The 26373-nt window shown below is 60.5% G+C and carries 22 protein-coding genes; 11 read left to right on the top strand and 11 right to left on the bottom strand.

Annotated features, from left to right (window positions below):
• Positions 1 to 160: 160 nt before the first annotated feature.
• From ACNA0I_RS12150 to ggt, 5 genes are all read right to left on the bottom strand, one after another.
• The gene (locus ACNA0I_RS12150) at positions 161 to 2026 is read right to left on the bottom strand and encodes a dipeptide ABC transporter ATP-binding protein (RefSeq protein ID WP_415806270.1); all 1866 of its coding nucleotides are present in this window, start codon (positions 2024 to 2026) and stop codon (positions 161 to 163) included.
• A 38-nt stretch (positions 2027 to 2064) separates the two neighbouring features.
• The gene (locus tag ACNA0I_RS12145) at positions 2065 to 2943 is read right to left on the bottom strand and encodes an ABC transporter permease (RefSeq protein ID WP_415806260.1); all 879 of its coding nucleotides are present in this window, start codon (positions 2941 to 2943) and stop codon (positions 2065 to 2067) included.
• The gene (locus tag ACNA0I_RS12140) at positions 2940 to 3884 is read right to left on the bottom strand and encodes an ABC transporter permease (RefSeq protein WP_415806259.1); all 945 of its coding nucleotides are present in this window, start codon (positions 3882 to 3884) and stop codon (positions 2940 to 2942) included. Before ACNA0I_RS12140 ends, ACNA0I_RS12145 begins: the two co-directional genes overlap by 4 nt.
• 104 nt (positions 3885 to 3988) lie before the next feature.
• Positions 3989 to 5503 (bottom strand): ABC transporter substrate-binding protein, encoded by a 1515-nt coding sequence (locus tag ACNA0I_RS12135; RefSeq protein ID WP_415806258.1) that lies wholly within the window; start codon positions 5501 to 5503, stop codon positions 3989 to 3991.
• Between the two features lie 87 nt (positions 5504 to 5590).
• Positions 5591 to 7219 carry a gamma-glutamyltransferase gene (gene ggt / locus ACNA0I_RS12130; RefSeq protein WP_415806257.1) on the bottom strand — a complete coding sequence of 543 codons (1629 nt, stop codon included), beginning with the start codon at positions 7217 to 7219 and terminating at the stop codon, positions 5591 to 5593.
• A gap of 161 nt (positions 7220 to 7380) precedes the next feature.
• On the opposite strand from ggt, the gene ACNA0I_RS12125 reads away from it, so the two are divergent.
• Entirely contained in the window at positions 7381 to 8283 is a 903-nt protein-coding gene (locus ACNA0I_RS12125; RefSeq protein WP_415806256.1) for a LysR substrate-binding domain-containing protein, read from the top strand.
• A gap of 596 nt (positions 8284 to 8879) precedes the next feature.
• On the opposite strand, the gene ACNA0I_RS12120 is transcribed toward ACNA0I_RS12125, so the two are convergent.
• Positions 8880 to 9569, bottom strand: coding sequence for a DUF3313 domain-containing protein (locus tag ACNA0I_RS12120; protein WP_415806255.1), 690 nt, complete (start codon positions 9567 to 9569; stop codon positions 8880 to 8882).
• A gap of 292 nt (positions 9570 to 9861) precedes the next feature.
• On the opposite strand from ACNA0I_RS12120, the gene gspG reads away from it, so the two are divergent.
• From gspG to ACNA0I_RS12075, 9 genes are all read left to right on the top strand, one after another.
• Positions 9862 to 10290, top strand: a complete 429-nt coding sequence (gene gspG / locus ACNA0I_RS12115) for a type II secretion system major pseudopilin GspG (RefSeq protein ID WP_415806254.1) — start codon at positions 9862 to 9864, stop codon at positions 10288 to 10290.
• The gene (gspH, locus tag ACNA0I_RS12110; protein WP_415806253.1) at positions 10262 to 10753 is read left to right on the top strand and encodes a type II secretion system minor pseudopilin GspH; all 492 of its coding nucleotides are present in this window, start codon (positions 10262 to 10264) and stop codon (positions 10751 to 10753) included. The genes gspG and gspH overlap by 29 nt, the downstream gene beginning before the upstream one ends.
• A complete protein-coding gene (gspI, locus tag ACNA0I_RS12105) occupies positions 10740 to 11249 on the top strand; it encodes a type II secretion system minor pseudopilin GspI (protein ID WP_415806252.1) in 510 nt (169 codons plus the stop codon). The genes gspH and gspI overlap by 14 nt, the downstream gene beginning before the upstream one ends.
• Before the next feature lie 65 nt (positions 11250 to 11314).
• Positions 11315 to 11959 (top strand): PulJ/GspJ family protein, encoded by a 645-nt coding sequence (locus ACNA0I_RS12100; protein ID WP_415806251.1) that lies wholly within the window; start codon positions 11315 to 11317, stop codon positions 11957 to 11959.
• A 74-nt stretch (positions 11960 to 12033) separates the two neighbouring features.
• Positions 12034 to 12942, top strand: a complete 909-nt coding sequence (gene gspK, locus ACNA0I_RS12095) for a type II secretion system minor pseudopilin GspK (protein WP_415806250.1) — start codon at positions 12034 to 12036, stop codon at positions 12940 to 12942.
• Positions 12921 to 14105 (top strand): type II secretion system protein GspL, encoded by a 1185-nt coding sequence (gene gspL / locus ACNA0I_RS12090; protein ID WP_415806249.1) that lies wholly within the window; start codon positions 12921 to 12923, stop codon positions 14103 to 14105. Before gspK ends, gspL begins: the two co-directional genes overlap by 22 nt.
• Positions 14102 to 14749: a type II secretion system protein GspM gene (gene gspM, locus ACNA0I_RS12085; protein WP_415806248.1), complete on the top strand. Its 648-nt coding sequence runs from the start codon at positions 14102 to 14104 to the stop codon at positions 14747 to 14749. Before gspL ends, gspM begins: the two co-directional genes overlap by 4 nt.
• Positions 14750 to 14901: 152 nt before the next feature.
• Positions 14902 to 15651, top strand: coding sequence for a type II secretion system protein N (gene gspN, locus ACNA0I_RS12080; RefSeq protein ID WP_415806247.1), 750 nt, complete (start codon positions 14902 to 14904; stop codon positions 15649 to 15651).
• 359 nt (positions 15652 to 16010) lie between these two features.
• Positions 16011 to 17165, top strand: a complete 1155-nt coding sequence (locus ACNA0I_RS12075) for a glycosyltransferase (protein ID WP_415806246.1) — start codon at positions 16011 to 16013, stop codon at positions 17163 to 17165.
• 78 nt (positions 17166 to 17243) lie between these two features.
• Here ACNA0I_RS12075 and gspE read toward each other — a convergent pair whose 3' ends face one another.
• On the bottom strand, positions 17244 to 18674 hold the full coding sequence (gene gspE, locus ACNA0I_RS12070; protein WP_415806245.1) for a type II secretion system ATPase GspE: 1431 nt from the start codon (positions 18672 to 18674) through the stop codon (positions 17244 to 17246).
• On the bottom strand, positions 18671 to 21271 hold the full coding sequence (gspD, locus tag ACNA0I_RS12065; protein ID WP_415806244.1) for a type II secretion system secretin GspD: 2601 nt from the start codon (positions 21269 to 21271) through the stop codon (positions 18671 to 18673). Before gspD ends, gspE begins: the two co-directional genes overlap by 4 nt.
• A gap of 337 nt (positions 21272 to 21608) precedes the next feature.
• Between gspD and gspF the strand changes: the two genes are divergently transcribed.
• Positions 21609 to 22817: a type II secretion system inner membrane protein GspF gene (gspF, locus tag ACNA0I_RS12060; RefSeq protein WP_415806243.1), complete on the top strand. Its 1209-nt coding sequence runs from the start codon at positions 21609 to 21611 to the stop codon at positions 22815 to 22817.
• 64 nt (positions 22818 to 22881) lie between these two features.
• Here the strand turns inward: gspF and ACNA0I_RS12055 are convergent, their stop codons facing one another.
• Genes ACNA0I_RS12055 through ACNA0I_RS12045 form a run of 3 tightly spaced genes read right to left on the bottom strand, consistent with a single transcriptional unit; the run spans position 22882 to position 26284 of the window.
• Positions 22882 to 23220: a P-II family nitrogen regulator gene (locus tag ACNA0I_RS12055; protein WP_415806242.1), complete on the bottom strand. Its 339-nt coding sequence runs from the start codon at positions 23218 to 23220 to the stop codon at positions 22882 to 22884.
• 25 nt (positions 23221 to 23245) lie between these two features.
• On the bottom strand, positions 23246 to 24895 hold the full coding sequence (locus ACNA0I_RS12050) for an NAD+ synthase (protein ID WP_415806241.1): 1650 nt from the start codon (positions 24893 to 24895) through the stop codon (positions 23246 to 23248).
• 39 nt (positions 24896 to 24934) lie between these two features.
• The gene (locus ACNA0I_RS12045) at positions 24935 to 26284 is read right to left on the bottom strand and encodes a mechanosensitive ion channel family protein (protein ID WP_415806240.1); all 1350 of its coding nucleotides are present in this window, start codon (positions 26282 to 26284) and stop codon (positions 24935 to 24937) included.
• Between the last annotated feature and the right edge of the window lie 89 nt (positions 26285 to 26373).

The raw sequence follows: 26373 nt of genomic DNA, 5'->3' as shown, positions 1-26373 counted from the left end.
GATTTAGCCCGCGAAGCGGGCCGAGGCCCCTGGTCATGGGCCGAGTCGCCGCGATAGGCCCGGTGCGGCTTTCTGCCCCCNACACCGACGTGTTCACAGAGAGGCTCCATGCCCCTAGCTGACCGACAGCCTAAATCGCACAAGCAAAGCCCATACGGGCCTACCCCGCGTACACCCCCACAGTATGACGAGCAACAAAATGCCCCTCGCCCACTGCTACCAACGGCGCCACTACAGGATCATCTCCCACCCGACGCACCGGACTGGGAATCTCATCAACGAGCAATGAACGCTCGCGATGGCGACGTTGCGGGTCTGCGATAGGCACAGCATCCATCAGCTTGCGCGTATACGGATGCTGCGGATTTTCAAAGATCGCTCGACGTGGACCGATCTCGACGATTTGACCCAGGTACATCACCGCCACACGATGGCTGATACGCTCGACCACCGCCATATCGTGCGAGATGAACAGCAGCGATATCCCCAGTTCGCGTTGCAGATCGAGCAAGAGATTGACGATCTGAGCTTGAATCGAAACATCCAGCGCCGACACCGACTCATCCGCCACGATCACTTTGGGATTCAACGCCAACGCTCGAGCAATGCAGATACGTTGACGCTGGCCGCCGGAAAACTCATGCGGATAGCGGTCGATCATCTCGGGCACTAATCCGCATTTGTCCATCAGCCATCGCACACGATCCTGCGCTGCCTTGCCTTTGGCCACGTTATGAATCAGCAAAGGCTCCATGATCGAATAGCCCACTGTCATGCGCGGATCCAGCGAGGCGAACGGATCCTGGAAAATGAACTGAATGTGGCGCCGCAAAGTCTGCATGGCCGCGCCGCGCAGGCTGCCGATATCCTGGCCATCGAATTCGATACTGCCGCCCTGGCTTTTCACCAACTGCAGCAACGAGCGGCCCGTCGTGGTCTTGCCGCAACCGGACTCTCCGACCAAGGCCAAGGTCTCGCCCGGATAGAGATCGAAACTGACTCGTTCTACCGCATGTACCCGTTTCTGCACACGACCGAAAATACCGCCCGAGATATCAAAACGGGTGATCAAGTCCTTCACTCGCAGTACCGGGCCGTTGTCGCGGCGCACTGTACTCTGCAAGGTGTCGACCGGGGACGATGGCACGGGGGCATCCGCGGCATCGGCCACCCGCAATAGCGGAAATGGCGCTGGCTCGTTCGTGCCCTGCATCGCGCCCAGACGCGGCACGGCAGACAGCAAGGCGCGCGTATAGGCGTGGCTCGGCGCAGCGAAGATCTCGTCCGAGCCGCCCTCTTCAACCTTGTCGCCACGGTACATGACCAGCACACGGTCGGCGACCTCGGCCACCACACCCATGTCGTGCGTGATGAAAATCACCCCCATGTCCATTTCGTCCTGCAACTGACGGATCAATTGCAGGATCTGTGCTTGAATGGTCACATCCAGCGCGGTGGTCGGCTCGTCTGCGATCAATAACTGCGGCTTGCACGACAGCGCCATTGCGATCATGACGCGTTGACGCATGCCGCCCGATAGTTGATGCGGATAGCGATCCAGAATGGCGCGCGCCTCGGGGATGCGGACGCGCTCCAGCATGCGCAACGTCTCGGCACGTGCAGCGGCACTGTCCAACCCCTGGTGCAACTGCAACGCCTCGGCGATCTGAGAGCCCGCCGTGAAACTCGGATTCAGCGAGGTCATGGGCTCTTGGAAAATCATGGCGACATCAGCGCCGCGCACACGTTCCAATACCGTCTCGTTGGCATGTATCAGGTCCAGCATGCTGCCATCGCGACGACGCAACAGCATATCGCCATTGACGATGCGGCCACCGCCGTATTCCACCAAACGCATCAGCGCCAGCGAGGTCACGGATTTTCCCGAGCCTGATTCGCCGACGATGGCCAGCGTCTCGCCACGATCCACATGGAACGACACGTTGCGCACGGCTTCGACCATCCGATCCGGCGTCTTGAACTGCACGGTCAGGCCGTTGACCTGAACGACTCTTTTCGCATCCATATTTTGTGCGAACGTTTTAGTATCCATCTTCGCCATGCTTACTTCTCCTGCCGTGGGTCGAGCGCATCGCGCAGGCCATCGCCGAGCAGGTTGAAACCCAGCACGACCAGGAAAATCGCCGAGCCCGGGAAAATCGACATCCACGGAGCCTGCGTCATGAAGTTTTTGCCGGTATTGAGCATCGATCCCCACGAGGGATTAGGCGGTTGCAACCCCAGGCCCAAAAACGACAGGCTGGCCTCAGCGATGATCGCGGTGGCGATGGTGATCGTCGCCTGCACGATCAACGGCGGCATGATGTTGGGCAGGATGTGCCGCGCAATAATGCGTGTGTCCGATGCGCCCAGAGCGCGTGAACTCTGCACGTAGTCTTCGCTCTTGACGGCCAATACCTGGCCACGCGCCAATCGCACGAATTTCGGTGCGGCCGACACCCCGATGGCAATCATGGCGTTGGTCAGGCTCGGCTCCAAAAACGCCGCGAGCGCAATCGCCAGGATCAAAAACGGGATCGCCAGCAGGGCCTCGGTGCAACGTGACACGATGCTATCGACCCATCCGCCAAAATAGCCCGACACCAGGCCTAGCGGCACGCCAATGATCACGGCGATGGCCACGGAGACAACGCCGGCCATCAGAGACGCCTGCGCGCCATACAACATGCGGCTATAGATATCCCGGCCCAGTTCATCGGACCCAAGCCAGAACGTCGCGGACGGCGCCTTGCGGATCGTCATGAAGCTGGTCTGAAAGGGATCGTGCGTCGCAAGCAAGGGGGCAAAGATCGCCAGCAAGACCATCGCCAGGACGATCGCGGCCCCGAGCAAGGCCACACGGTTGCGTTTGAATTTGCCCCAGGCGCGGTTGCGGCGGCGGGGCGGCGTGACGGCGGCAGCCGTAGCAGTATTTGCGCTCATGCGTGCCTCAGGCGTGGGTTAACCAGGATATACAGAATGTCGGCCAGCAGATTCATGATGATGAACCCTACGGCAACGCACAGGACCACGCCCTGCACCACCGCGTAGTCCCGCGTGAATACCGCATCGACGATCAGCTTGCCAAACCCGGGAATCGTAAACACCTGCTCCGTCAGCACAGCGCCGGCCATCAACTCGCCAAACAACAGCGTGACCAGCGTTACGATGGGCATCAAGGCATTACGCAAGGCATGGCGCAGCACCACGCGGCGCGCCGATACGCCTTTGGCGCGCGCGGTGCGCACGTAGTCGGCGTTCAGCGCCTCCAGCATGGCCGAACGGGTATGACGCATCAAGTAGGCGGCAATTGCTGTCGACAACACCAATGCCGGCATCAGCATGGTCTTCATCGATAACCAGAAATCCTCGAACGGTGAGACGTATCCCGATGCGGGCAGCAGACGCCATTTCACGGACACCAGCATGATCAGCAAAATGCCGAGCCAGAAGTTTGGTATCGACATACCCGACAGCGCCGCAACGTTGGCACCCATCTCCGTGACAGTGCCTTTGCGTACGGCTGCGATGATGCCCATGGGCACGCCGACCAGGATGGCAAAGAACATCGCCATCGTCGCCAGTTGCAGCGTGACGGGCAGTTTCTGGGCAATCAATTGCGTCACGGGCACGTCCGTGCGCAGCGAGCTTCCCAAATCGCCCTGCAGCACATTGCTCACCCATGCCCAATATTGCACGGGCCATGAGGCATCCAATTGATATTTTTGACGCAGAAACTCCAGAACGGCAGGATCGCGCTCCTCGCCCGCCATGGTCAGCACGGCATCGCCGGGCAACAGTTTCTGCAGCAGGAATACGATCACCGACACCAGTATCAATGTCGGTATCGCCACCAGCACGCGACGCAGAATTATTTTGAACATAAAAAGACCTGAAAAACTCGGGGATTACGAACGGTCAACGCCAAATGCACGGGCCGTGCGTGACGGCACGGCCCGTGCATCCGGCGATGCAAGACTACCCGCGCTTATTGCGCAAACGTCACGCCCTTCAGGCGGATCATGCCGTCCGGATAGGGCTTGAAGCCTTGTACCTTCTTGGCCAGTACAAACGGCCACGGTTGGTAGTAAATGTAGACCGATTGCGTTTCGTTTTGCAGAATGCTCTGGGCCTGATCGTAAATGGCCTTGCGCTTGGCTTCGTCAGGCACGGTGCGCGCCTCGTTCAGCAGTTTGTCGATTTCGGGATTGCAATAGCGACCGTCGTTCAACGCGCCTTTGCATGTCACGAACTGATGGATGTTGCCATCGGGATCGACACGGCCTGACCAGCCACGCATCAACAATTCGAAGTTACCGCTTTGCGCTTCGCTCAACAAAGCGGCGTATTCCGTCGGGCGCAGGCTCAATTGGAAACCAGCTTCGGCGGCCATGGCCTGCACCATTTCGGCGATCGCCGAGGTCGTGGTGTTGTTGCCGAAAGCCAGCTCTGCCTTGACTTGTTCCTTGCCTGCCTCTTTCAGCAGGGCCTTGGCCTTTGCCACATCGCGGGCGGGAATCGGAAATTTGTCGCTGTGATATGGGCTGGCCGGCGGAAACGGCTGATTGGCGGGATCGAAAATACCGCCACCCACAACCTCGTTGATCACATTGCGATCCAGCGACAACTCGAATGCGCGGCGTACGCGGGCGTCCTTGAACGGATTGGTCTCGGCGCGCTTGCCATTGGCCAAGTTGAAGTAGAACTGCTGATAGCCCAGCCCCGAAACATTGGCGAATTGCAGCGAGGCATCGCTCTTGACCTGTTGGGCATCCGAGGGATTCATGCGCTCCAGAATATCCAGCCCGCCTGCACGCAGGTTGGACAGACGCACGGTGGAATCCGGAATCGGCAGGAACGTCACGCGCTTGAAGGCGTAGTCCTTGGCGTTGTAATACTGGTCGAACTTGTCCAGTACGATGCGATCGTTCTGCACACGCTGCACAAATTTATACGGTCCCGAGCAGACAGGGTTGCGTCCCACCGCGGCAGTGTCGTCAGTAAAGGTCTTGGGCGACAACATCATGCCCGCACGGTCCGACAACGACGCCAGCAAGGTTGCGTCGGGCTTTTTCAATTTCAGCACCAACGTCTGTGCGTCAGGGGCGTCGACCGACTCCACAGAGGCCAGCTCGCTCTTGCGCATGCTGTCCTGCAGGGACAAGGCGCGCTCGATGTTTGCCTTGGCCGCCGCCGCGTCGAACTTGGTTCCGTCGTGGAATACCGCGTCCGAGCGCAGTTTGAACGTCAGCTGGGTATTGTCGTCGTTCCATGACCACGACTCGGCCAATTGGGGCACGAACTGCAGTTTTTCGTTGACGTCCACCAGTTTGTCGCACAAGGACGTGAAAACAATACGCCCCACATAAGTACGAGCGCGATGCGGATCCAGCACGTCGGGATCTTCTTGCAAACCGATGCGCATTTCCTGCGCGACGGCCGCGCCTGAGGCCACGGCCAATAGGGTTGCACACAGTCCAAGCTTGAAGGTCTTACGCTTCATGGTTCTTTCCCTTGTATACGTGTTGTAGACACCAAACCGGAGCCTGTCATGGGGCTCCGGTGTTGGATGCATTACTGTTATTTTGACTTAGAAGCCGACGGCTTGACCGTCACGTCGGGGATCGCTGGCCGCGACATAGCCCAGTTCGTTGTCGCTTTCGTGCATGCGCCAGATGAACTGGCCCGCGCCAAAGTCCATATAGGGATCGTCCACCGACTTCAGCGCATGGCCCAATGCCTGCAAGCCCTCGACGGTCGCCCGGTTCATGCTGGACTCGATATCCAGCGTGAAATCGCGGTTGACCTTCCAGCGCGGCGCGTCGCACGCGGCCTGCGGTTGCTGGTGGTAGTCCAGCATGCGCACGACGGTTTGCAGATGGCCTTGCGGTTGCATATCGCCGCCCATCACGCCAAAGCTCATCACGGGCTTGCCGCCGCGCGTGAGGAATCCAGGAATGATCGTGTGGAAAGGCCGTTTGCCACCCTCGACCACGTTGGGCGATTTCGGATCCATCGAGAAACCGACGCCGCGGTTCTGCAGGCTGATCCCGGTGCCCGGCACAACCACGCCCGAGCCAAAGCCCATGTAGTTCGATTGGATGAACGAGATCATCATGCCGCTTTCATCGGCCGCCGTCAGATAGATCGTGCCGCCAGCATGCGGGCGGCCGGCTTCGAATTGCGTGGCGCGATCCAGGCGGATCAGCTTGGCGCGGCTTTGCAGATAGGCGTCAGACAGCATCTGTTCGGGCGTGACGTCCATGCTGCGCGGGTCGGACACATAGCGGTACAGGTCCGAGAACGCCAGCTTCATGGCTTCGATCTGGACGTGCTGCGATTCGATCGAATCGACCTTCATATTGGCCAGGTCGAAATGTTCGCAAATGCCCAGCGCCATCAAGGCGGCGATCCCCTGCCCGTTCGGCGGGATTTCGTGCAGCTCGTAGCCGCGGTACGACTTGGAGATCGGTTTGACCCAGTCCGGCTTGTAGTTGCGCAGATCGTCCAGCGTCATCGCGCCGCCGCATTCCTTGGCAAACGCAGCGATTTTCTCGGCGATTTCGCCCTCGTAGTAGTCACGGCCGCCGCTGGCAGCAATACGGCGCAGCGTGTAGGCCGCATCAGGAATACGGAAATGCTCGCCCGGCTTCGGTGCGCGGCCGTTGGGCAGGAAGACCTGGGCGTAGCCCGGCTGGTCCCGCAACTCGTCGGCGGCGGCGGCCCATTTGTGCGCCACAACCGGTGGCACGGCGTAACCGCGCTCGGCGATCTCGATGGCGGGCTCGAACAAATCGGCAAAAGGCAGCTTGCCGAACTTTTCATGCAATGCCGCCCAGCCGGCCACTACGCCCGGCACGGTCACCGCGTCCCAGCCGCGCTTGGGTTGAATGGCCAGACCGTTGGCGTCCGTACCATATTTGGCCTTGAAATATTCGACGTTCCAGGCGGCAGGCGCCACACCGGAGGAATTCAATCCGTGCAATTCCTTCCCGTCCCACAGGATGGCAAAGCAATCGCTGCCCAGACCGTTGGAAACGGGTTCAACCAGCGTAATCGTCGCAGCAGCTGCAATCGCAGCGTCGATAGCATTGCCGCCCTTTAGCAGCATGCGCAGCCCCGCCTGCGCAGCCAGCGGATGCGACGTAGAGACGACATTGCGCGCAAACTGAGGGATGCGGTAGGAGGGATACGGGTTATTCCAATCAAAGGTTTTCATGGCGCGGGGACTCGAAAAAGAAACCTGGGAGATAGATACACAAACCGGACTGCATGGCCGACACGTGCACCAGCGCAACGCGCCAACCAAAACAATTGAAGTTACTCTTGTGATTTAATTAAATCAATTTGAATAATTATTTTCTCGTAAAAAATATTTTTATGAGTAGCATTCGCTTCCTGCGCAGCTTCCTGGCTGTCGCCCACCATGGCTCGTTTTCCGAGGCTGCCGAGCAGGTCGCCCTGACGCAGGCGGCCATCAGCTTTCAGATGCGCGCCATTGAGGCCGAACTGGGACGGGAATTGTTCGACCGTACCGGCCGGCTGGCTATTTTGAACGCGGCCGGACGCGAGCTGCTGCCGGATATCAAGCAGTTGGTCGACATGTACGATCGCCTGAAGCTGCCTCGTTCGGCCCCGGGCAAGCTGGCGGGTGCCGTCTCCATCGGCGCGATCGTGTCGTGCATGGGGACACTGTCCAAAGTGGTCTCTCAGCTCAAACGCCAGCACCCCGCGCTGGATGTCCGCGTACTATCGGGCAAAGCCAGCGAGCTCGCCAGCAAGGTCGAGGCCGGCGAGCTCGATGCGGCCTTTGTCGTCGAGAGCAACCGCAAGGTCGCCAGCCTGCACTGGACTCCGCTTTACGAAGAGCCGCTGGTCATCGTGGCACCTGCGTCCGTGCAGGAACAAACAGCGCACGCCGTGCTGGCGGCCAATCCTTTTCTGCGCTTTGATCGCACCCAGCGCACTGGCCGGCAGATTGACCGCCTGTTGCGACGCCTGGGCGTCGCCTCTGACGAGTTTCTGGAGCTGAACGCGATCGAGACGCTGGTCGAACTGGTGCGCCAAGAGGTGGGCGTGACCCTGCTGCCCCTGTTGAACGGATCGAACTGGCAAAGCAGCCAGGACCTGCGCATCGTGTCTCTGCCGGATGAATTGGGACACCCTACCCGCAGCATCGGCATGGTGGAACGCCGCGATCACGTCCGCCAGCACATCACCCACGAAATCTGCACGCAAAGCCTGGAGATATTCCAGATGAAGGCACATGCCCAGACAGGTTGATCCTGGTTGCCGGCGTCACACATACTGCTGTCATAAATTTACGTTAGGGTCCACGCTTTCGTCCCAGCGATATCATCTGCTTTATGCGCCTGCGCCCGACCTTTACGCTGCCCTCTGCCCCACGCGCCGTACGCGTTCTGGCGATTGCCGCCGCCGCGGCGGGTGTGGGACTCTGGAGCGCAATATTGTTGGCGCCTGCGCCTACCGATTTGCCCCCCGCCCTCAACACCAGCAACGCCCCGGTATCGGACACACGCTCTGTGGCGATGCTGTTCGGCACCGATGGCGTACTGGACACGCAGATTACGGTATTGGGCCTGATTGCCGCGGGACCGCAAGGCTCTGCCGTATTGAGCGTAGATGGCGCGCCGGCCCGGGCCTATCGCATCGGTGCCGAGATCGCACCGGGGTTGTGGNNGGNCGAAGTCTCGACCAGCGGCGTCGAACTGGACCGCAACGGGACGCGCTTGCGCGTCGCGGCGCCCAAGCTATCCGCCGTTCCGGCGGGAATTGTGGCCGTCCCCTAGATCGGCTCACCTCTCCCGCACGGCTGGCATCTGGATATTGCTGCAGCCCTGATCGCCGCGCGCTGCAGGTTATTTCCCTTTGACGTATTTCCGGACTTCGCGGGCAGCGCCGGTGGCCCATTCATTGATCAGCGGCTGCAAGTCGGCCGCCTGAACCCCGCCCTTGCCCTGGCTGGCGCTCGTAATCCGTTCGCCTGTGCCCCCGCGCACGGCGGCATACAACATTTCGCCTGACATGCTATCTGTCACGAGCGTCTCGATGGCAATCGTCGCATCACGCGGCAGTCCACCATCCAGGGCGGCTTTGGCGCCGGTCAACACCAGGCCGATCGGAATGTATTGGTAAGCCTTCAGCGCTTGTTGTTCTGCCCCGACCGCGGTAATGGCGATACGCACGTGCGCGACGCCAGGGCCCGCGCGGTCTACCAGACGGACCTGCTGCCCGATCTTGCTGCGCAGCGATTGGTCGATCGTATTGCGGATCTGGGTCAACGTTTCCATCGACACATCTTCGGTGGCCTTGGGCTCCGGGTAATACTTAACAGTGTCAAGCCATACCGCTTTGTAGCGTGCCGGGGTAAACGCGGGATTCACATAGACCTGCCGGGTGCCGCCATCGGGGGTGGTTTCCTGGTGCAGGCGGCTGTAATCCGGCAAGAAGCCCGACTCTTTAGGCGCGGACCGCGTCGCACAGCCAGAGACCAAGAAAGCAGCCAATATCCCCAAACACATTGCACGCACTGGATTATTGATTTTCATTGCTTTTCCTTTGCGGAAAGTAGACCCAGAGAAGTAGCGCTGTAAACTTTTGTCCTGCCTCATACCATAACGTAACAAAAGCTACGCAGCACTATAGCGCGCTCCAGACGCTTTGTGTCAACGTCCGTCTGCGGAACGTATCTGCCCTGCGCTTGCGACATTCCCTGGGCGCGCCAAGGCGACCGGCACGGTGCAGGCTCATTGTTTTCGCCCTGGAAGTATTACTGTCATATTTCTGACGCATCATTGCCGCCTTCATATGGTTTTTCATTGAATGAGCGGAGAATAGTTCGTGCCTCAGTTTCAGCGCCCGCGTGCCCGGCAGCAAGGTTTCACCCTGATCGAGATCATGGTGGTCGTGGTGATCATGGGCATTCTGGCCGCGCTCGTCGTCCCCCGCGTGCTGGATCGCCCGGACCAGGCGCGACGCGTCGCGGCCAGACAAGACATCAATGGCCTGATGCAGGCCTTGAAACTCTACCGCCTGGACAACGGCCGTTATCCCTCTACCGCTCAAGGGCTGCAGGCCCTGGTGCAACGCCCGGATGGCGCGCGCAATTGGCGGCCCTATCTGGACCGCATGCCCAACGACCCGTGGGGCCATCCCTATCAATACCTGAACCCCGGCGTTAAAGGCGAAATCGATGTGTTCTCGTTTGGCCCCGACAACAAGCCAGGCGGAGAGCAAGACGATGCGGACATCGGCTCGTGGGAACTCTGAGGGCGGCTTTACCCTGATCGAAATGCTGGTCGTGGTGGTGATCATCGCCATCGCGGCCTCGATGGTCAGCTTGTCAGTGGCCTCCTCGTCAGATCGGACGCTGCGCGCTGACGCGGAACGTCTGGTCGATGCTTTTTCTGTCGCGCAAAGCGAAGCCCGCAGCGATGGCCGCACGATTCGCTGGTCTGCGGACGAGCAAGGCTGGTCGTTCGAGCGGCAGGGTCGATCAGAACGTCTGTCGGCACAGGACGATGGCCCCCTCAAGCCCGATCGCTTCGATGACGATCAGAGTCTGCGCCCTCAGACATGGCGCTCGCCACCCGTGGCCCTACAGCTTTCACCCAATCGGCCAGTCGTTTTCGGTACCGAGTGGATTGCCGATCCCATCGTACTGGAGCTCTCCATCAAAGGAGACACCGTGCGTATCGAACGCGACGCGGCAGGCGGATATGCCATTAATTAAACCGTTTCCTGATGGCCTTGCTCGGCCCCATGTTCGCCATCCCGCGAAACCGCCACCGCAGCCGCGTGCATGCGGCGGCCGGCGTTCCGGCGGCCGGCTATCCGGCGGCCAGCATTCCCGCGCCTCGAGAGCTGCCGAGCAAGGTTTCACGCTGATCGAAGTCCTGGTGGCGTTGGCCATCATCGCCGTCGCCATGGGTGCCGCGCTGCGGGCCACGCAGGTCATGCTCGATAACAGCCGCGCTATCCGAGGCAAGACACTGGCGCTGCTGGCTGCTGAAAACACGCTGGCGCAATTGCGCCTGGAGCGCACATTCCCGCGCGCCGGTACACAGACACGCCCCTGCCCTCAAGGCAATGTCGCATTGCGCTGCGAAATCGAAATCCGCAATTCAATGAACCGCAATTTCCGCCAAGTCACAGTCCGGGTGAATGACGCAGACCGCGATGGCGTGACACTGACGCAGTTGAGCGGCCTCTTGTCGCAGGTTAGATAATGTGCACCTGTTCTAGCAGACCGGCGGGATCGAATAGACATCCAGGCGCGCGTCGCATCACACCCGTGCTCCCGCGCACCGCACAGCAAGGCTTCACGCTCATCGAAGTCCTGATCGCCATCGCCCTGATGGCGCTGGTCAGCCTGCTATCCTGGAAAGGCCTGGAACAAGTATCGAACGCGCGCGATTGGCTGGGCGAAGAATCCGCTGACCAAGCCACCGTCTTGCGCACGCTCGGGCAAATCGAACGCGATTTGAATCGCGCCTATGCGGGCGCACCTGCGGGCACGACATCCAGCACGTCCGGCAGTTCCGACGGTACAGACACGGGCACCGCCACGCCAAGCAGCACCACACTGCTGCCTCCGGGCATTGATATCACGCAGTCCTCTGGCGCCGTGCTGCTGAATCTGATCCGCGCCACACCGGAAAACGGCTTGTGGCAACGCGTCATGTGGCGCCTGCGGCCCGATGGCTTATGGCGCTATAGCGGCGCGCCCGGCTCGAGTTATCCATTGCCAGAACCCGATCAGGGCGTTCTGATCATGCCCGGCGTCAGCCGCCTGGATGTGCGCGCGTGGTTGACCGGACAAGGCTGGATCAACCCGTTGCAACCCGCCACGGCCCGTGCCGCAGGCCTGGAAATCGCCATCGAGCGTCAACGCGGCAATCAGAAAGAACGCTATACCCGAATTGTGGTGCTGTCATGAGAACGGCCCGCATCCGCCCAAGCTGTGCGCCAGCGGTATTGGCAACATCCCGCCCCCCCCGCGAACAGCGAGGCATGGCTGTCGTCAGCGCCCTGATTGTCGTAGCCATCGTGGCTGCGCTGACCAGCGGCCTGTTTCTGCGCCAGACGTCAGCCATACGCCAGATCGAAAACGAACAGGCCCGCATTCAGGCTCGATGGCTGCTATTGGGCGGCATAGATTGGTCGCGTCTGATCCTACGCGATAACGCCCGGGCCGAATCCACCGTCAGGCGGGACCAGCTATGGGCAACTCCCGTCCAGGACACACGCATCGATGGCGAACAGACGGGCGAGGATGCGGTCTTTGCCGGCAACATCCAGGACGAGCAAGGTAAATACAACCTGTACAACCTGGCCAAGCAAGGCATCGTGGATGAAACACAGATCGAGGTCCTGGCGCGACTGCTCGACATGCTGGGCCTGCCCAACACCCTGGCACGCCAGATGGCCACGCAAATTGCGCTGACGCAAAGCCGAAAAGTTGCGGCGGGCCCGGCACCGGCCGACGAAACCAGCAGCGGTGCGCGCGCGCCGCAATCACGCGGCATTGACGATATGGCCGCGCTATTGCGTATCGACGATAGAGCGCTGCAGACCCTGCGCCGTACGCTTACCGTATTGCCCGAGGCCACCGAGGTCAACGTCAACACTGCCGAGCCCGAGGTCATTGCGGCAATCGTGACCGGCTTGACGCTCGCGCAGGCCCGCAGCATCACCGGCGAACGCGACCGCGGCGCCTGGTTCAACAACAGCGCAGACTTCACTAATCGTTTGAGCAGCTATGGCGATGCCGTGGAAATTCCTCCCGTGACCACCGGCAGCAATTGGTTCATTGCCAATGGCACCGTGGCCTATCTGCGCTCACGCGTCAGCATGCAGGCGCTGTTGAATATGTCGGCAGACAGCACACCGAAAACCGTATGGATAAGAGAAACACCGTAACCACGCCGTCACGCCCGCCGGTAAAGAACACGCTACGTATCGCCCTGCCCCCCTTGGCGGAATGGACGGACAGTACGCCTTTGGCTTATGCCTGGCTCGACCGGCAAGGCCGGGTTGCGCGTGGCGGCGGTTTACCCGCAACGGAACTTGCTGCGGCATTTGCCCAGGCACGTACCCAGGTGGTCTTGCATCCGGATGACGTGATCGTCGCCATGATCAACGTCCCCGCTGTCCCCGCCAATCGTTATGCCGCCGCGGTGCGGGGCATCCTGGAAGGCCTGGTATTGGGGGATATGGATGGATTGGCGATAGGCCACAGCAAACGCGCAGAAGACGGCACGGCCATCGTCGCCTGGACGCCACGCGAAGCCCTGCGCAGCGCGTGGCAGCGCTTGTCCGCTGCCGGCTTGTCCGTGCAGGCGTTTTATCCCTTGCAAATCTGGTCAGACCAACCGTGCATCGATCAGGCGGCGCCTCTGCACAACATCGAGGATCCCCGTTGGCAAGCGTCTAACCCCGGATGGTCTCTGGCCATCCCACAGTTGGCGCCGCGGCAACCCTCGCGCTGGCGCGGCGCCGCGGCATGGATCGCAGGCGCGGCACTGATCTGGATTGTCGGCCTGAACATTCATGCCGCTCAACTCCAGCGCGAGACAGAACAACTACGGCAACACATGGAGCGCGACGTGCGCGACGCATTCCCTGACATTCCTGTTGTGCTGGACCCCTTGCGCCAAGCACAACAAGGCCGCGACGCCCTGCGTACTGGACAGGGAGACACTTCGGGCAAAGACCTATTGTCGCTGGCCCGTGTTGCCGCCCAGGTCTTGCCGTTTGCCGCGGATGCGGTAGATCTGCTGGTCTACCAGAATGACGTGCTGACATTGAGGTTGAGCGACGGCTCGCAAGACAGCGGTCAGAGCGAATCGGGATCGCCGCCCGCGAACGAACTGGGCAAGACTGCGACACCCAACGTTAAAGCAGCCTCGCCGGAATCCGCGGGTCCGGCCTCAGCCCCAAACGCCCGGACCGGCGACGCAAAGACCACTGCGGCGGACCGCGTGGCCGATACCGCTGCCATTTTGCAACGCGCCTCTGCCTTGGGCGCGCGCGTAGAGCGCGACGACAAAGGCGCCTGGCGCATTACTCGAGCCGACCCATGAGCTTTTCCGATTCCCTGCGTAACTCCGTGGCCCCCTGGGTCCGCCGAGGCTCGGCCTGGTATGGCAGAGCTGAATCCTGGTATCGGCACCGCCCGCGTCGCGAGCAACAATTGCTGGCAATGGCCGGTGGCGTGATCGGCATCGCTCTGATTTTTCTGGTCCTGATCGAGCCAGCCTGGTCGACCATGACACGCGCCCGACAACAGCTACCGGAACTGCGCACACAAGCCGCCGCCGTATCCGACCTGACGGCGCAGGTCCGTGCCCTGAGACGCCAAGGCAGCCACGGCGCCAGCGACGGCGCCCCTTCGATTGAGGAGCTCGGCAACAGCCTCAAACGCGAAGGGTTGAACGAAGAGAGCTGGTCCTTGTCCGAGGCGCCAGCCGCCTCGGTGTTAAGCACCAGCAATGGCCAAACCTCGCAAACCTACAGCAGCCAGGATCTGGCCACTCGCCAGGCCATCACGCTGACACTGAACGAGGCGTCCTCATCCGCGCTATTCCGCTGGCTGGACACCTCCGCCCGCGATTGGCGCCTGTCTGCGGTCAAAGCCGAACTCACGCGTGCCCTGCACGCCACAGGCCGCCGCCTGCCAGGCCGCCTGAGTGGCACATTGATATTGCTGCCGGCTTCGCCATCGTGAGGCCTCTAGCCCAGATCACATCACACCGACGCGTCGTGCCACATGCTTGACGTCGTCACTGTTGACGCTCACAGACGTGTGCAGACCGCGCACGTGATTTGAACCCGTTTCCGTTCCCGTACCACGGACATCCCCCGATCAAACCTTTCCTGATGCGCCTGTCACTACCTTCATTCGTCTCGGTGCCGTTGACCATTCTGGCGCTCTGCAGCGCCATCGTCGCTGCGCTATTCGTCCTGCCCGCACGCTGGCTGATGCTGGCTTTGCCTGATAACGCGATGGCCGCCATTGCTGACGCCGGCGGCACCGTGTGGCGTGGCAGTGCGCAAATCGCGCTCGGACCTGATGGCGCACGCTATCTGCTGCCGCAACCTGTCAACTGGCAATGGAATAACGGGGCGCTGGAGATTTCCCATCCGTGGCTGCGCGGACCTGTCCGCGTCCAGCCCAGCTGGTCGGGACTGAAGGTCTCTGCCCAGAACCTGCGCGCGCCCGCCAGCGTCCTGACCGCGTTCGGCGCGCCGCTGAACACGATTGTCCCCGCAGGCCAGATCAGCCTCGAATGGCAAAGCTTTATCGTGGGTCACCTGCCCCAAAGCGGCAACCTCGCTACCGGTCGCTGGACACAAGCCGGGTCCGCACTATCTCACGTACGTCCTCTCGGCGACTATCGCTTGCAGGTCAACGCCAAAGACGGCAATGCTCAGTTCACTTTGAGCACAGATTCCGGGGCTCTCGTCATCAACGGCCAGGGTCAATGGCAAAAAGGCCGTATCCGCCTGCAAGGCACGGCAGAGCCCGCCGACAATGCCACCGATGCGCAACGCGCCGCACTGACCGGGCTGCTCAGCGCGTTGGGCCCCGTCACCAAGGGCCAAAGCCGGTTTGGCACGCCGCGTTGAGTCGCCAGCAGCGTCGATAGCTCGAGCGTGTCTTTTACATGTAACAATCATTCGCGCGGCAGCAACGGCGATGAGAAGCATTTTCCTGTCGAAAAAAAACGTGTGTTAGGAGCTGTAAAACTCCACATATGCCACAGCGCACAATGCTAGCCTGAAGTCCTTCAGATACGTTCAAGGCGGGCTCGATTGCGCCGGCAGGATAGCACCCCTGCCCACACAAAAGTCATTGCTCGAATACGGGCATCCATTCGTGACGAAATGGCAAGCAACTTGCCAATAGACGTCTTTATTGGCGCAACCATTATCTCTACGATTCAGTTTCAAGATACGTTTCCCCCTGCGGCGTTTTGGCAATTCCCATGAATATCCTGTACACGAATTTCCATGCCGCGGCGACCATCGGTGGTCATTCGATCTATATCCTCTCGCTGCTGCGCGCGCTGGCTTCACACCACAATCTCATGGTCGCGGTCCCTGATGGCTGCGGCCTGGCGCGCATGGCGGGCGATATAGCGAATGTGCGAGTCATTTCACAAGAATATCCCAGCCGCTTTTTCAAACGCCTGCGTGCCGCCCGGCAACTGCGACGCGTTATTCGAGAACAGCAGATCGACGTTATTCACGTCAACGGTTCGGCCGATCACCGTACCGTGATGCAAGCCTGCGCTGGTTTAGGCCACAAGCGACCTCGCGTCGTCTTCACCAAACATAACGACCTGCCCATTTCGGCCATCGGCGCAGCGTGGCGTGCCCGCCTCTGCACTGACCATGTGATCGGCGTATGCCGCTATATCGAGCCCATGCTGCGCCAGTCACCTTATGCGCGTCTGCCTATCAGCATCATTGCCAATGGCGTATGTGGACAACGCTTTCAACCCTGGTCCACAGACGCGACACACGCCGCCCGGCTGGGCCTGCTGGGCTCGCGCGCAGCCGATTGCCGATTGCTGGTGGGCAGCAATGCCGGCACCAATGATTACAAAGGCTGGATGGACATGGTGAATGGCCTCGCCTCACTAGGAGAACAGGCTCGAGGCGTATACGTAGCGCTGGCGGGCGCCTATCCGAATGCCGAGCAGATGCAGGCATTACAGGCAACAGGGCTGGCGGATCGCGTCATTTTTACTGGACCGCTGGATGATGTACGGCCTTTCCTGGCGGCACTGGACCTAGGCTTTGTCCTGTCGTATCGGGTCGAAACCATTTCATTTGCCTGCCGCGAGATGATGGCCATGGGCTTGCCCGTCATCGTGTCGGACCAGGCCGGTTTGCCGGAAAATATTACGCCCGGCCACGACGGCTGGATTGTGCCTCGCCGCGACCCGCAGGCCGTGGCCGACGTGATGCGGGGCGTGTTGCAAGACCCTGCCAGCCTGAAAGCCATGGGCCGGGCAGCACGGCGCAAAAGCGTTGAGGAATTCAGCGTCGAAGCCTTCTCCCGGCAGACCGAACAGGTTTATCTGAGTTTGGCGCGCGTCGCTGACACGCCCAAACTGCAACCGCGCATGAGTTGACCCTCACGCCCTCGGCCGTCTGCCGTCCAGCCCTGCACGTTGTGGCGCATCACTCGCAACGTGCACGCGCCATGCCGATTATGACTCTCGGGTCACGCGCAAGATTTCCTCTGGCGACGTGGCTCCCGCATCCACCCAGCGCTGTCCGTCGTCGCGCAGTGTCCGCATTCCATTGCATAAGGCCTGCTTGCGTATGGCCTGCTCATCACGCCCTTCGTGAATCAAACGGCGTACGTCTTCATCCACGGTGAACAGTTCGTGAATCCCGGACCGTCCGCTGTACCCAGTGTGATTGCATGCCTCGCAACCAACCGGCCGATACACCACCTTTCCATCGGGCAGGGTCTCGGCAGCGCGACATTCCGGGCACAGCTTGCGTATCAAACGCTGTGCCAACACCCCTAGCAACGACGATGCCAGCAAAAACGGCTCGACGCCCATATCGACCAGACGCGTCACCGCGGACGTCGCGTCGTTCGTATGCAGCGTCGCCAGCACCAAGTGCCCGGTCAATGACGCCTGCACCGCGATCTGTGCTGTTTCCAGATCCCGGATTTCACCGATCATGATCACATCCGGGTCCTGGCGCAAAATCGCGCGCAGCGCCAGCGCGAATGTCATATCGATCTTGGCGTTGACTGGCGTCTGGCTGATGCCGGGTAAGTCATATTCGATGGGATCCTCCACAGTCAGAATATTGCTCGTCGAGGCATCCAGCCGCGCCAGGGCCGCATACAAGGTCGTCGTTTTACCGCTACCCGTCGGCCCTGTCACCAACACAATACCGTGCGGCTGGCGGATCAGGTGATCCAACTGCGCCAACACCGATGGGCTCATCCCCAGCTTTTCCAGCTGCAGACGGCCGGCCTCTTTATCCAGCAGACGCAACACCGCGCGTTCGCCGTGCCCGGTCGGCAAGGTCGACACCCGCACATCAATCGGACGCCCGCCTACACGCAACGCAATACGGCCATCCTGCGGCAAACGCTTTTCCGCGATATCAAGATGCGCCATGATCTTGATACGCGAGATCAGCGCCGAATGCAGCGCCTTGCGCGGACTGACGACATCGCGCAGAACACCATCTACGCGGTAACGCACCACCGAATGCGTCTCATAAGGCTCGATGTGCATATCGCTCGCACCGTCACGTGCCGCCTGCGCAAACAAGGCATTGATCATGCGGATGACGGGCGCATCGTCCTGGGTTTCCAGCAGATCGGCGACCTCTGGAATATCCTGCATCAGACGGTCCAGATCGATCTCGTTTTCCGCCACGCCCATCACCGAGGCCGCATCGGCGGTATCGCTGTAAGCCGCATTCAACAAGGTCTCCAGGGCATCGTCCGACACCTCGGTCACCGGCACTTCACCGTGACAACGCAGGATCTCGCGTATGGCCCACGATGGCGTACGCGGACTCGTCGTCAGTTTCGACGCTCCTGGCCGCAATAGCAGCACCGCGCGCTGCGCGCGGGCCCAACTGTAAGGCAAGGGATAGGCGTTCACAGATGTGTCACCAGCTCGGGACGGAAACCCAGTTCCTTCAACAGTGCAACAGCAGTATCGACCGTCGTCGCATCGCGTGCCAATTCCGTACGTACCACGTATCCCTGCCCGCCGGGCCCTACCTGGGAATAAGCATTCAGGCCACTGGTGCGCACACGCTGCACAATACGCTTCGCTTCGGCCTCGTCCTGGACAGAAGCAAATTGCAGAACCGTCGTGTTCGATTCCTTTTCTGCATAGAGTGCCGAAGGATCCGTCGCGATACTGACGCCCAAGGGCAGGCTCGCCCGAATAGGCAAGCTCGGATCCGAGCCCCCAAATGGCTGCGGAAACTGACGCACGGCAAACGTCTGCACCGTTGTCGGCGGCTCACGGCGCATCGTGGTGGCCAGCGCTTCCGGGCGCATGTCGTAATCAGCGCCACCCACCGCCGGTACATTCGCCGGCGGCAATAACGGCGCTTGCATATCAGGCAGGAGCCAATGTTTGCCGGGTTGCGCCTGGCTCTGCAAACGGCGCATATAGTCATAGCGATTCACCGTCACATTCGCGCTGTCGCGCTTGTCACGCACCACATAAGGCCGCAAGAACACCATCAGATTCTTTTTGGTGCGCGCCCGCGAGTCGTAGCGGAACAATGCCCCCAGTATGGGAATCTCGCTCAAGCCCGGCACGGCGCTGGTCGTCGTCGTGACGCTATCCTCCAGCAAGCCTCCCAACACTATGATCTGGCCGTCATCGACCAGCACGCTGGTATCGATGGCACGCTTGTTCGTGACGATGCCCGTGGTCTCGCTGGAGCTCGCCTGGTCAATGCTGCTGACCTCTTGGTAAATATCCAGCTTCACCGTGCCACCTTCGGAAATCTGCGGGCGGATATTCAGTTTCAGGCCGACATCCTCGCGTTCGATCGTTTGAAACGGATTGCTGCTGCCGTCACTGCCGGAGGTCACATATTGCCCCGTCACGAACGGCACGGTCTGTCCGACCAAAATGCTGGCAGACTCGTTGTCCAAGGTCAGCAGATTCGGCGTAGAGAGGATATTGGCTTTGCCTGTATCGTTCAGTGCCCGCGCCAATACACCCAGATTGATGATCTCATTGCCCAATACATCCACAGTGCCCTTGACCACCCCCAGCGTGAGACCGCCTGCCAACTGGTCAATCGTCGTAGCGCCCGTAGACGATGTGCCGATACCGCTGCCGCCGAGGTTTGTCCCGCCGACAAAGCCGCTGCCATCGTTCAGATTGCCGCTGCCCGTCATCCATTGGATACCGAACTCTGCCGCCGCCTCGTCGTTGACTTCGACAATCAAGCTTTCCACCAGCACCTGCGCGCGACGCTGATCCAATTGATCGATCACTTCGCGCAGGCTGCGGTACAGCGGCTCGGGCGCCGAAATGATGAGGGTATTGGTCGACGGATCCGCTTGGATCGTAGCGCCCCCGCCGGAATACGACACGGCCTGAGATGAGCTCGTATCGCGCTCAATCTGTTCCATGCTCAGCGAGTTGCCAGACGAACTGCTGGAGCCGCTACCGGTCGAACTACGGTTCAACGACGTATTACGCGATGAGGTATTGCGATTGCTGCTAGTGCCGGTGTTGTTGCCCGGCGCCGTCGTCTGACCTGCCATCGCATTGGCGGCATTCGCCGCATTCAAAGACTGACTGTTCAGCAACCCACCCAGCACTTCGGCCAGGCGCGCTGCCTGCGCGTTGCGCAGATACACCACGTGCAGATTGCCGGGCCGGGATTGCTCCGAATCCAGCTTATTGATCAGATCGCGTGCCAATTTAGTACGCGCCGGGCTGCCAGAGCGAATCAATACGCTATTGGTACGCGGGTCCGCCACCATGGATATACGCTGCGTTTGATCGCTGTTCTGCGCATCCAGCAACTGTGTCGCCAGCGACGCCAGATCGCTGGCCACCCCGTATCGCACGGCCACGACATCCGTATCGATCGCACTGGGTACATCCACACGCGCGATCACCTGAGCGATGCGGTCCAGATTGTCCGCGTAATCCGTCACGACCAGCGTATTGTTGCCGGGATAAGCATTGATCGGGTTGTTGGGCGGCACCAACGGGCGCAGCACCGGCAACAGATTCGCAGCGTTCTCGTATTTCAACGAAAACACACGCGTCACGATCTCACTGCGTTGCGCCCCACGCGCAAACTCGGCCACCGACACTGGCGCAGGCGCACCCGTGCGGCGCAGCGCATCGGTGACGACCGGACTGCCCTGCAGTTTGGCATCGGACTCCGGCACCACACGCGTCACGCCGTCGACCTCCACAATCGCATACCCCTGCATGCGCAAGGAACCCGCCAACATATTCAGCGCGGTCGCGCGATCAACGGGGCGGTCCGACACCAGCGTCAACTTACCCTTGACGCGTGGATCCACCAGATAATTGCGTTGCGTGAACAACGACAAGGCACGCAATACGGCAGGGATATCCGTATCGACAAAATTCAAACTCACCTTGTCATTAGTGGCCTGCGCCTGAGCGTAGACGACCGGCAAAGGCATCGCGACTTGAGCGATGGCAAGCAGACAGGCCAGAGTAGTTTTTCGAACGCGACGCATGAACTCTCGGTGACTAAAAACGTAAAAAGACAACGATCAGCAGCAACAAACATGCAACAAATCAACGGGTGAAACCCACCTGAAAACAATGAACGAATCACCTGTTCACTGCCATCCGACCGCGAGACAAAACGCCCGACATTGCGCCTTGGACATGACATTTTCATGACAGAGAATGTGATTGTTCCGATTGGGGCAATGCGTGCCGACAGCAAATAAATGGCTCAAGACGATGAATTTCGCGGCCGAGTATACGGGGTACCCCTGCAACACCATTGTCATAATTCAGCGTCAATCTGACGGCCTATAAATTCAAGAAATTCCAGGCTCTTTTTGCATGCCCTCATTTCGCTATGAAGCCACCGATCTGGTGGGAAAGATTGTCCACGGCACCCTCGATGCTGAAACCGAACGCGGTGCACGCAACCAATTGCGCGCCCGCGGTTTGTTGCCGCTGTCCACGACGCTCGCGGCCTCTCGCCATGCTGCGGGCACCAGCGTCCTGCAGCGTCGCCTGTCCGATGGCGAACTGGCATGGTTGACTCGACAGCTGTCCAGCCTGCTGGCAGCCCGCCTGCCGCTGGACGCTGCGCTCAGCGCGACGTTGGAGCAAGCCGAAAGCCGGCACGTCGCTGGCGCGCTGACGGGTGTACGCGACGAAGTTCGCGCGGGATTCCGCTTGGCCGATGCACTGGCCACTCGCCCACGCGACTTTCCGGAGATTTATCGGGCACTGGTTGCCGCTGGCGAAGAATCCGGTGATCTGGCGCAGGTCATGGAAAAACTCGCCGATTACATCGAAGAACGCAATGCCCTGCGCAGCAAAGTGATGACGGCTTTCATCTACCCCGTCGTCGTCGCCTGTGTATCTGTCGTGATCGTGGCATTCCTATTGGGTTATGTCGTGCCGCAAGTGATCACCGCGTTTGATCATGCGCACCAGCAACTTCCGTTGTTGACACGGGTCATGCTCACGCTCAGTGATTTTGTGCGTGATTGGGGCTTGATCACCGGCGTCGCCTGTGCCGCCCTGTTTGCTTTATGGCGTCTGACATTGCGCTCGCCCGCGCGCCGCATAGCGTGGCATGCCCGCTTGCTGCGCATGCCGTTGGCTGGCAAGTTCGTGCTGGGCGTGGATGTCGCCCGTTTCGCCTCGACACTGGCAATCTTGAGCGGCAGCGGCGTCAGCCTGCTGGGTGCGCTAAATGCCGCGCGCCGTACGCTGGGCAATGATCGACTGCGCAACGCCGTCGACGAAGCCACAGAGCGCGTACGCGAAGGCGCACCGCTGGCCGCCGCGCTCGCCGCGCAAAAAGTCTTTCCGTCTTTGTTGATTCACCTGATTGCCAGCGGCGAAAAAACCGGCCGTCTGCCGGAGCTGCTGGAACGTGGTGCGCAGAACCTGTCGCGCGACCTGGAACGCCGCGCCATGGCGATGACCGCCCTGTTGGAACCCATGCTGATCTTGATCATGGGCGGCTTTGTGCTGCTGATTGTGCTGGCAGTGATGATGCCGATCCTGGATATGAATCAGCTCGTGCGTTAAAGGAGGGAACGCATCCCTCCCGTCGACATTGCGCCGGGCTCGTCCAAGCCCTGGCGCCTGTCACTTACAGGGCTTGTTCACCGTTCTCACCCGTACGGATACGAATAGCCTGTTCGACCGGCGAGACGAAAATCTTGCCGTCGCCGATCTTGCCGGTACGGGCGGCCTTGATGATGGCCTCGATCGCGGGATCGACCATATCGTCGCCCAACACCACCTCGACACGGATCTTGGGCAGGAAGTCGACCACATATTCAGCGCCCCGATACAACTCGGTATGCCCTTTCTGGCGGCCAAACCCCTTGACCTCGGTAACCGTCAGGCCGCTGACGCCGACCTCGGCGAGAGCTTCGCGCACCTCGTCGAGCTTGAATGGCTTGATAATGGCAGTGACTTGTTTCACGTTATTCTGATCCTGAAGAAAAAACTTAAACGGTTTCCCGAAATCCATTGGTGACAGGATAGCGCCAATCCCGGCCAAACGCCCGCGGCGTAATACGGGGCCCCGGAGGCGCCTGCCGACGCTTGTATTCGTTGATGCGAATCAAACGCACGATCTGCTCGACTGCCGGCTGCGGAAAACCTGCAGCAACGATCTCGGCCGCCGACTCATTGCGCTCCATATAGCGCTCCATGATGCCGTCCAGAATGTCATACGGCGGCAAACTGTCCTGGTCGGTCTGATCCGGCCGCAATTCCGCCGAGGGCGGGCGCGTGATGATGCGCCGCGGGATGACCTCCGTTTCACGGTTACGCCACTCAGCCAGTCGATAAACCAGCGTTTTCGGCACGTCTTTGATCACCGCGAAGCCGCCCGCCATATCGCCATACAGCGTGCAATAGCCCGTCGTCAGCTCGGATTTGTTGCCGGTGGTCAGCACCAGTCGGCCCGTCTTGTTCGACAGCGCCATCAGCAAGGTCCCACGCACGCGCGCCTGGATGTTTTCCTCAGTCGCATCGATGGGCAGGCCGGCAAACTGCGGCGCCAGCATGTTCTCGAAGGCCTCAAAGGCCGGGGCAATGGCGATATCGTCGTGTTGCACGCCCAGCCGCTGCGCCATATCAGTCGCGTCAGTCTGGGAGATATCTGCGGTGTAGCGCGACGGCATCATCACCGTACGCACGTTCTCGGCGCCCAGCGCATCGACCGCCACGGCCAGCACTACGGCCGAGTCGATCCCGCCCGAAAGCCCGATGATGGCGCCCGGAAAGCCGTTCTTGCCCAGGTAATCCCGCACGCCCAGCACCAGCGCATTCCAGACTTGCTCTTCGAGGCAATAGGGCTTGACGTCAGCATGGGCGGACACCGGCCGCACAGCGCCCCCTGCATCCACCTCGACCACGTTGACGCCCTCGGTGTAGTCCGGCAGGCGCGCGGCCGGTTGCCCCTGGGCATCCAGGGCGAACGAAGCGCCGTCGAACACCAGCTCATCCTGCCCGCCCACCATATTTGCGTAGATCACCGCACAACCGGTGTCCTGCACACAGCGGCGTGCGACGTGCAGACGCTCGTCCTGCTTGCCCGTATTGTAAGGCGAGGCGTTAGGCACCAGCAGCACCTGAGCCCCGGCCTGTGCCGCCGCCCGGGGAGCCCCTGCGAACCAGATGTCTTCGCAGATATTGACGCCGAAACGCACGCCTTTGACCTCAAAGACCAGCGCGTCATCCGCAGCGGTGAAATAGCGTTGCTCGTCGAAAACCGAATAATTCGGCAATTCGCGCTTGCGATACACCCCAACCACGCGCCCCTCGCACAGGACTGTGGCCGCGTTATAGAGGTTTTCACCCTCAGCCAGCACATGACCGACCACCAGATGCAGCCCAGTCAGGCCAGCCGCATCCCGGCGCAACTGATCCAGCGCGGCCTCCTGGCTATCAACAAAATGCGGCCGCAGCAGCAAATCCTCGGGCGGATAGCCCGTCAGCACCAGCTCGGGCGTGACCAGAATATCGGCGCCCTGCTCGTGCGCCGAACGGGCGGCCTTGAGCACTCGGGCGGCATTACCGGCAACATCACCCACATAAGCGTTGATCTGCGCGATTCCAACGCGGGCAACGCGGTTTGACGACGGTTCCAAAATGGGGATTCCCAATCGGTTGAAGACAAAAGGAAAAAATTATCGCATGCCTGCGCCACCGCCTGGCTCCCAGCCCGCCTCCACCGACGCCGGATGCCCCTGCAGGGCGCGTTCTCGCATTAATTCCTGCTGGATGGCCCGCCCCAACCCGTCGCCCATGGCACCGACATCTGCCCCCGAGGGCTGCTGGTACAGGCGCAGACCCAGCTCGGGCAGAATTGCCAGCATATGATCAAAAATATCGCCCTGAATCCGCTCAAATTCGACCCAGGCCGTCAGCGCCGAAAAGCAATACACCTCGATGGGAATCCCATCTGACTGGGGCTCCATCATGCGCACCATCTGGGCCATGTCGTGGCGGATTTCGGCATGCTGCTTGATGAATGCCAGCGCGTACGCGCGAAAGGTGCCGATATTCGTCAACCGGCGGCGATTGGCAGGAACCAGGGCCAGCTCACCGCCCAGTTGGCTATTGGACTGCTGTAAATCCGTTTGTTTGGCGGTCAAATAATCCCGCAACAGGCGAAACCGCATCAGCCCTTGGGCCTCATCATCGGTCAGAAAGCGCACCGAGGTCGCATCGACCCGCAACGTACGCTTGATCCGCCGCCCGCCCGACTCGAACATCTGCCGGTAATTGCGATAGCTTTCCGAAAATAACTTATAGGTGGGCACCGTCGTCACGGTGTTGTCCCAGTTTTGCACTTTGACCGTATGCAAAGCGATATCGCGCACAAACCCGTCGGCATTGGCCTGCGGCATCTCGATCCAATCGCCGATGCGCAGCATATCGTTAGAGGTCAACTGGGTACTGGCGACAAAAGACAGCAAAGTGTCCTTGAATACCAACAGCAATACGGCAGAAAGCGCCCCCAGGCCGGAAATCATCCAGAGCGGCGAACGGTCCAGCACAATCGACAGCACCAACACGGTGCAAATGGCGATCAGCATCAGCTTGCCGATCTGGATATAGCCCTTGATCGAGCGCGTTTGCGCCCGCGTCGTCGCCGAATAGGTATCCTGCAACGCGCTGAGCACGCCGCCAATGGCCATAAAGACACAGATCCACGCCGCCGCATGCGCCAGCCGGCCGACCACACTGACGGCCTGTTCCATGTGCGGCACGAGGCCTACGCCCAAGGACACCACCGCAAATGGCACGGCATACCAGGCATTGTGGTACGCACGCCGCCGATGCAGCGCCTTGTCCCAGTTTTCACGCCCGGTCAGAATCAGCAACCGATGAGCGCAGAACAGCACGATCCGCGCTACCACCCACTGCGCGATCAACGCCGTCACGACCAATACGCCGATGCCCACCAGCGTTTGTGCCCACGCCTCGTGAGGTACGTACTCTCCCAGTCTGACCACCAAGCGATCCCAATCCAAAGCCTAGACTCCCTCGTCATTGCGGATGGCGAAATTATCCAACAAGTCGTCCTCGCCTGGGTCTACGGGATCGCGGGACCGCAGCCGGG

Source organism: Bordetella muralis (assembly GCF_965139205.1).
Lineage (GTDB): Bacteria > Pseudomonadota > Gammaproteobacteria > Burkholderiales > Burkholderiaceae_B > Bordetella_A > Bordetella_A muralis.
The sequence above is the reverse complement of the archived record's forward strand: the minus strand, read 5'-3'. Positions and strand labels throughout refer to the sequence as shown.

What these genes read in the sequence shown, in the direction of transcription:
- ACNA0I_RS12150 (WP_415806270.1), bottom strand. Translation starts at nt 2,026, where the DNA reads ATGGATGCGAAAAGAGTCGTTCAGGTCAACGGCCTGACCGTGCAGTTC.
- ACNA0I_RS12145 (WP_415806260.1), bottom strand. Translation starts at nt 2,943, where the DNA reads ATGAGCGCAAATACTGCTACGGCTGCCGCCGTCACGCCGCCCCGCCGC.
- ACNA0I_RS12140 (WP_415806259.1), bottom strand. Translation starts at nt 3,884, where the DNA reads ATGTTCAAAATAATTCTGCGTCGCGTGCTGGTGGCGATACCGACATTG.
- ACNA0I_RS12135 (WP_415806258.1), bottom strand. Translation starts at nt 5,503, where the DNA reads ATGAAGCGTAAGACCTTCAAGCTTGGACTGTGTGCAACCCTATTGGCC.
- ggt (WP_415806257.1), bottom strand. Translation starts at nt 7,219, where the DNA reads ATGAAAACCTTTGATTGGAATAACCCGTATCCCTCCTACCGCATCCCT.
- ACNA0I_RS12125 (WP_415806256.1), top strand. Translation starts at nt 7,381, where the DNA reads ATGAGTAGCATTCGCTTCCTGCGCAGCTTCCTGGCTGTCGCCCACCAT.
- ACNA0I_RS12120 (WP_415806255.1), bottom strand. Translation starts at nt 9,569, where the DNA reads ATGAAAATCAATAATCCAGTGCGTGCAATGTGTTTGGGGATATTGGCT.
- gspH (WP_415806253.1), top strand. Translation starts at nt 10,262, where the DNA reads ATGCGGACATCGGCTCGTGGGAACTCTGAGGGCGGCTTTACCCTGATC.
- gspI (WP_415806252.1), top strand. Translation starts at nt 10,740, where the DNA reads ATGCCATTAATTAAACCGTTTCCTGATGGCCTTGCTCGGCCCCATGTT.
- gspK (WP_415806250.1), top strand. Translation starts at nt 12,034, where the DNA reads ATGGCTGTCGTCAGCGCCCTGATTGTCGTAGCCATCGTGGCTGCGCTG.
- gspL (WP_415806249.1), top strand. Translation starts at nt 12,921, where the DNA reads ATGGATAAGAGAAACACCGTAACCACGCCGTCACGCCCGCCGGTAAAG.
- gspM (WP_415806248.1), top strand. Translation starts at nt 14,102, where the DNA reads ATGAGCTTTTCCGATTCCCTGCGTAACTCCGTGGCCCCCTGGGTCCGC.
- gspN (WP_415806247.1), top strand. Translation starts at nt 14,902, where the DNA reads ATGCGCCTGTCACTACCTTCATTCGTCTCGGTGCCGTTGACCATTCTG.
- ACNA0I_RS12075 (WP_415806246.1), top strand. Translation starts at nt 16,011, where the DNA reads ATGAATATCCTGTACACGAATTTCCATGCCGCGGCGACCATCGGTGGT.
- gspD (WP_415806244.1), bottom strand. Translation starts at nt 21,271, where the DNA reads ATGCGTCGCGTTCGAAAAACTACTCTGGCCTGTCTGCTTGCCATCGCT.
- gspF (WP_415806243.1), top strand. Translation starts at nt 21,609, where the DNA reads ATGCCCTCATTTCGCTATGAAGCCACCGATCTGGTGGGAAAGATTGTC.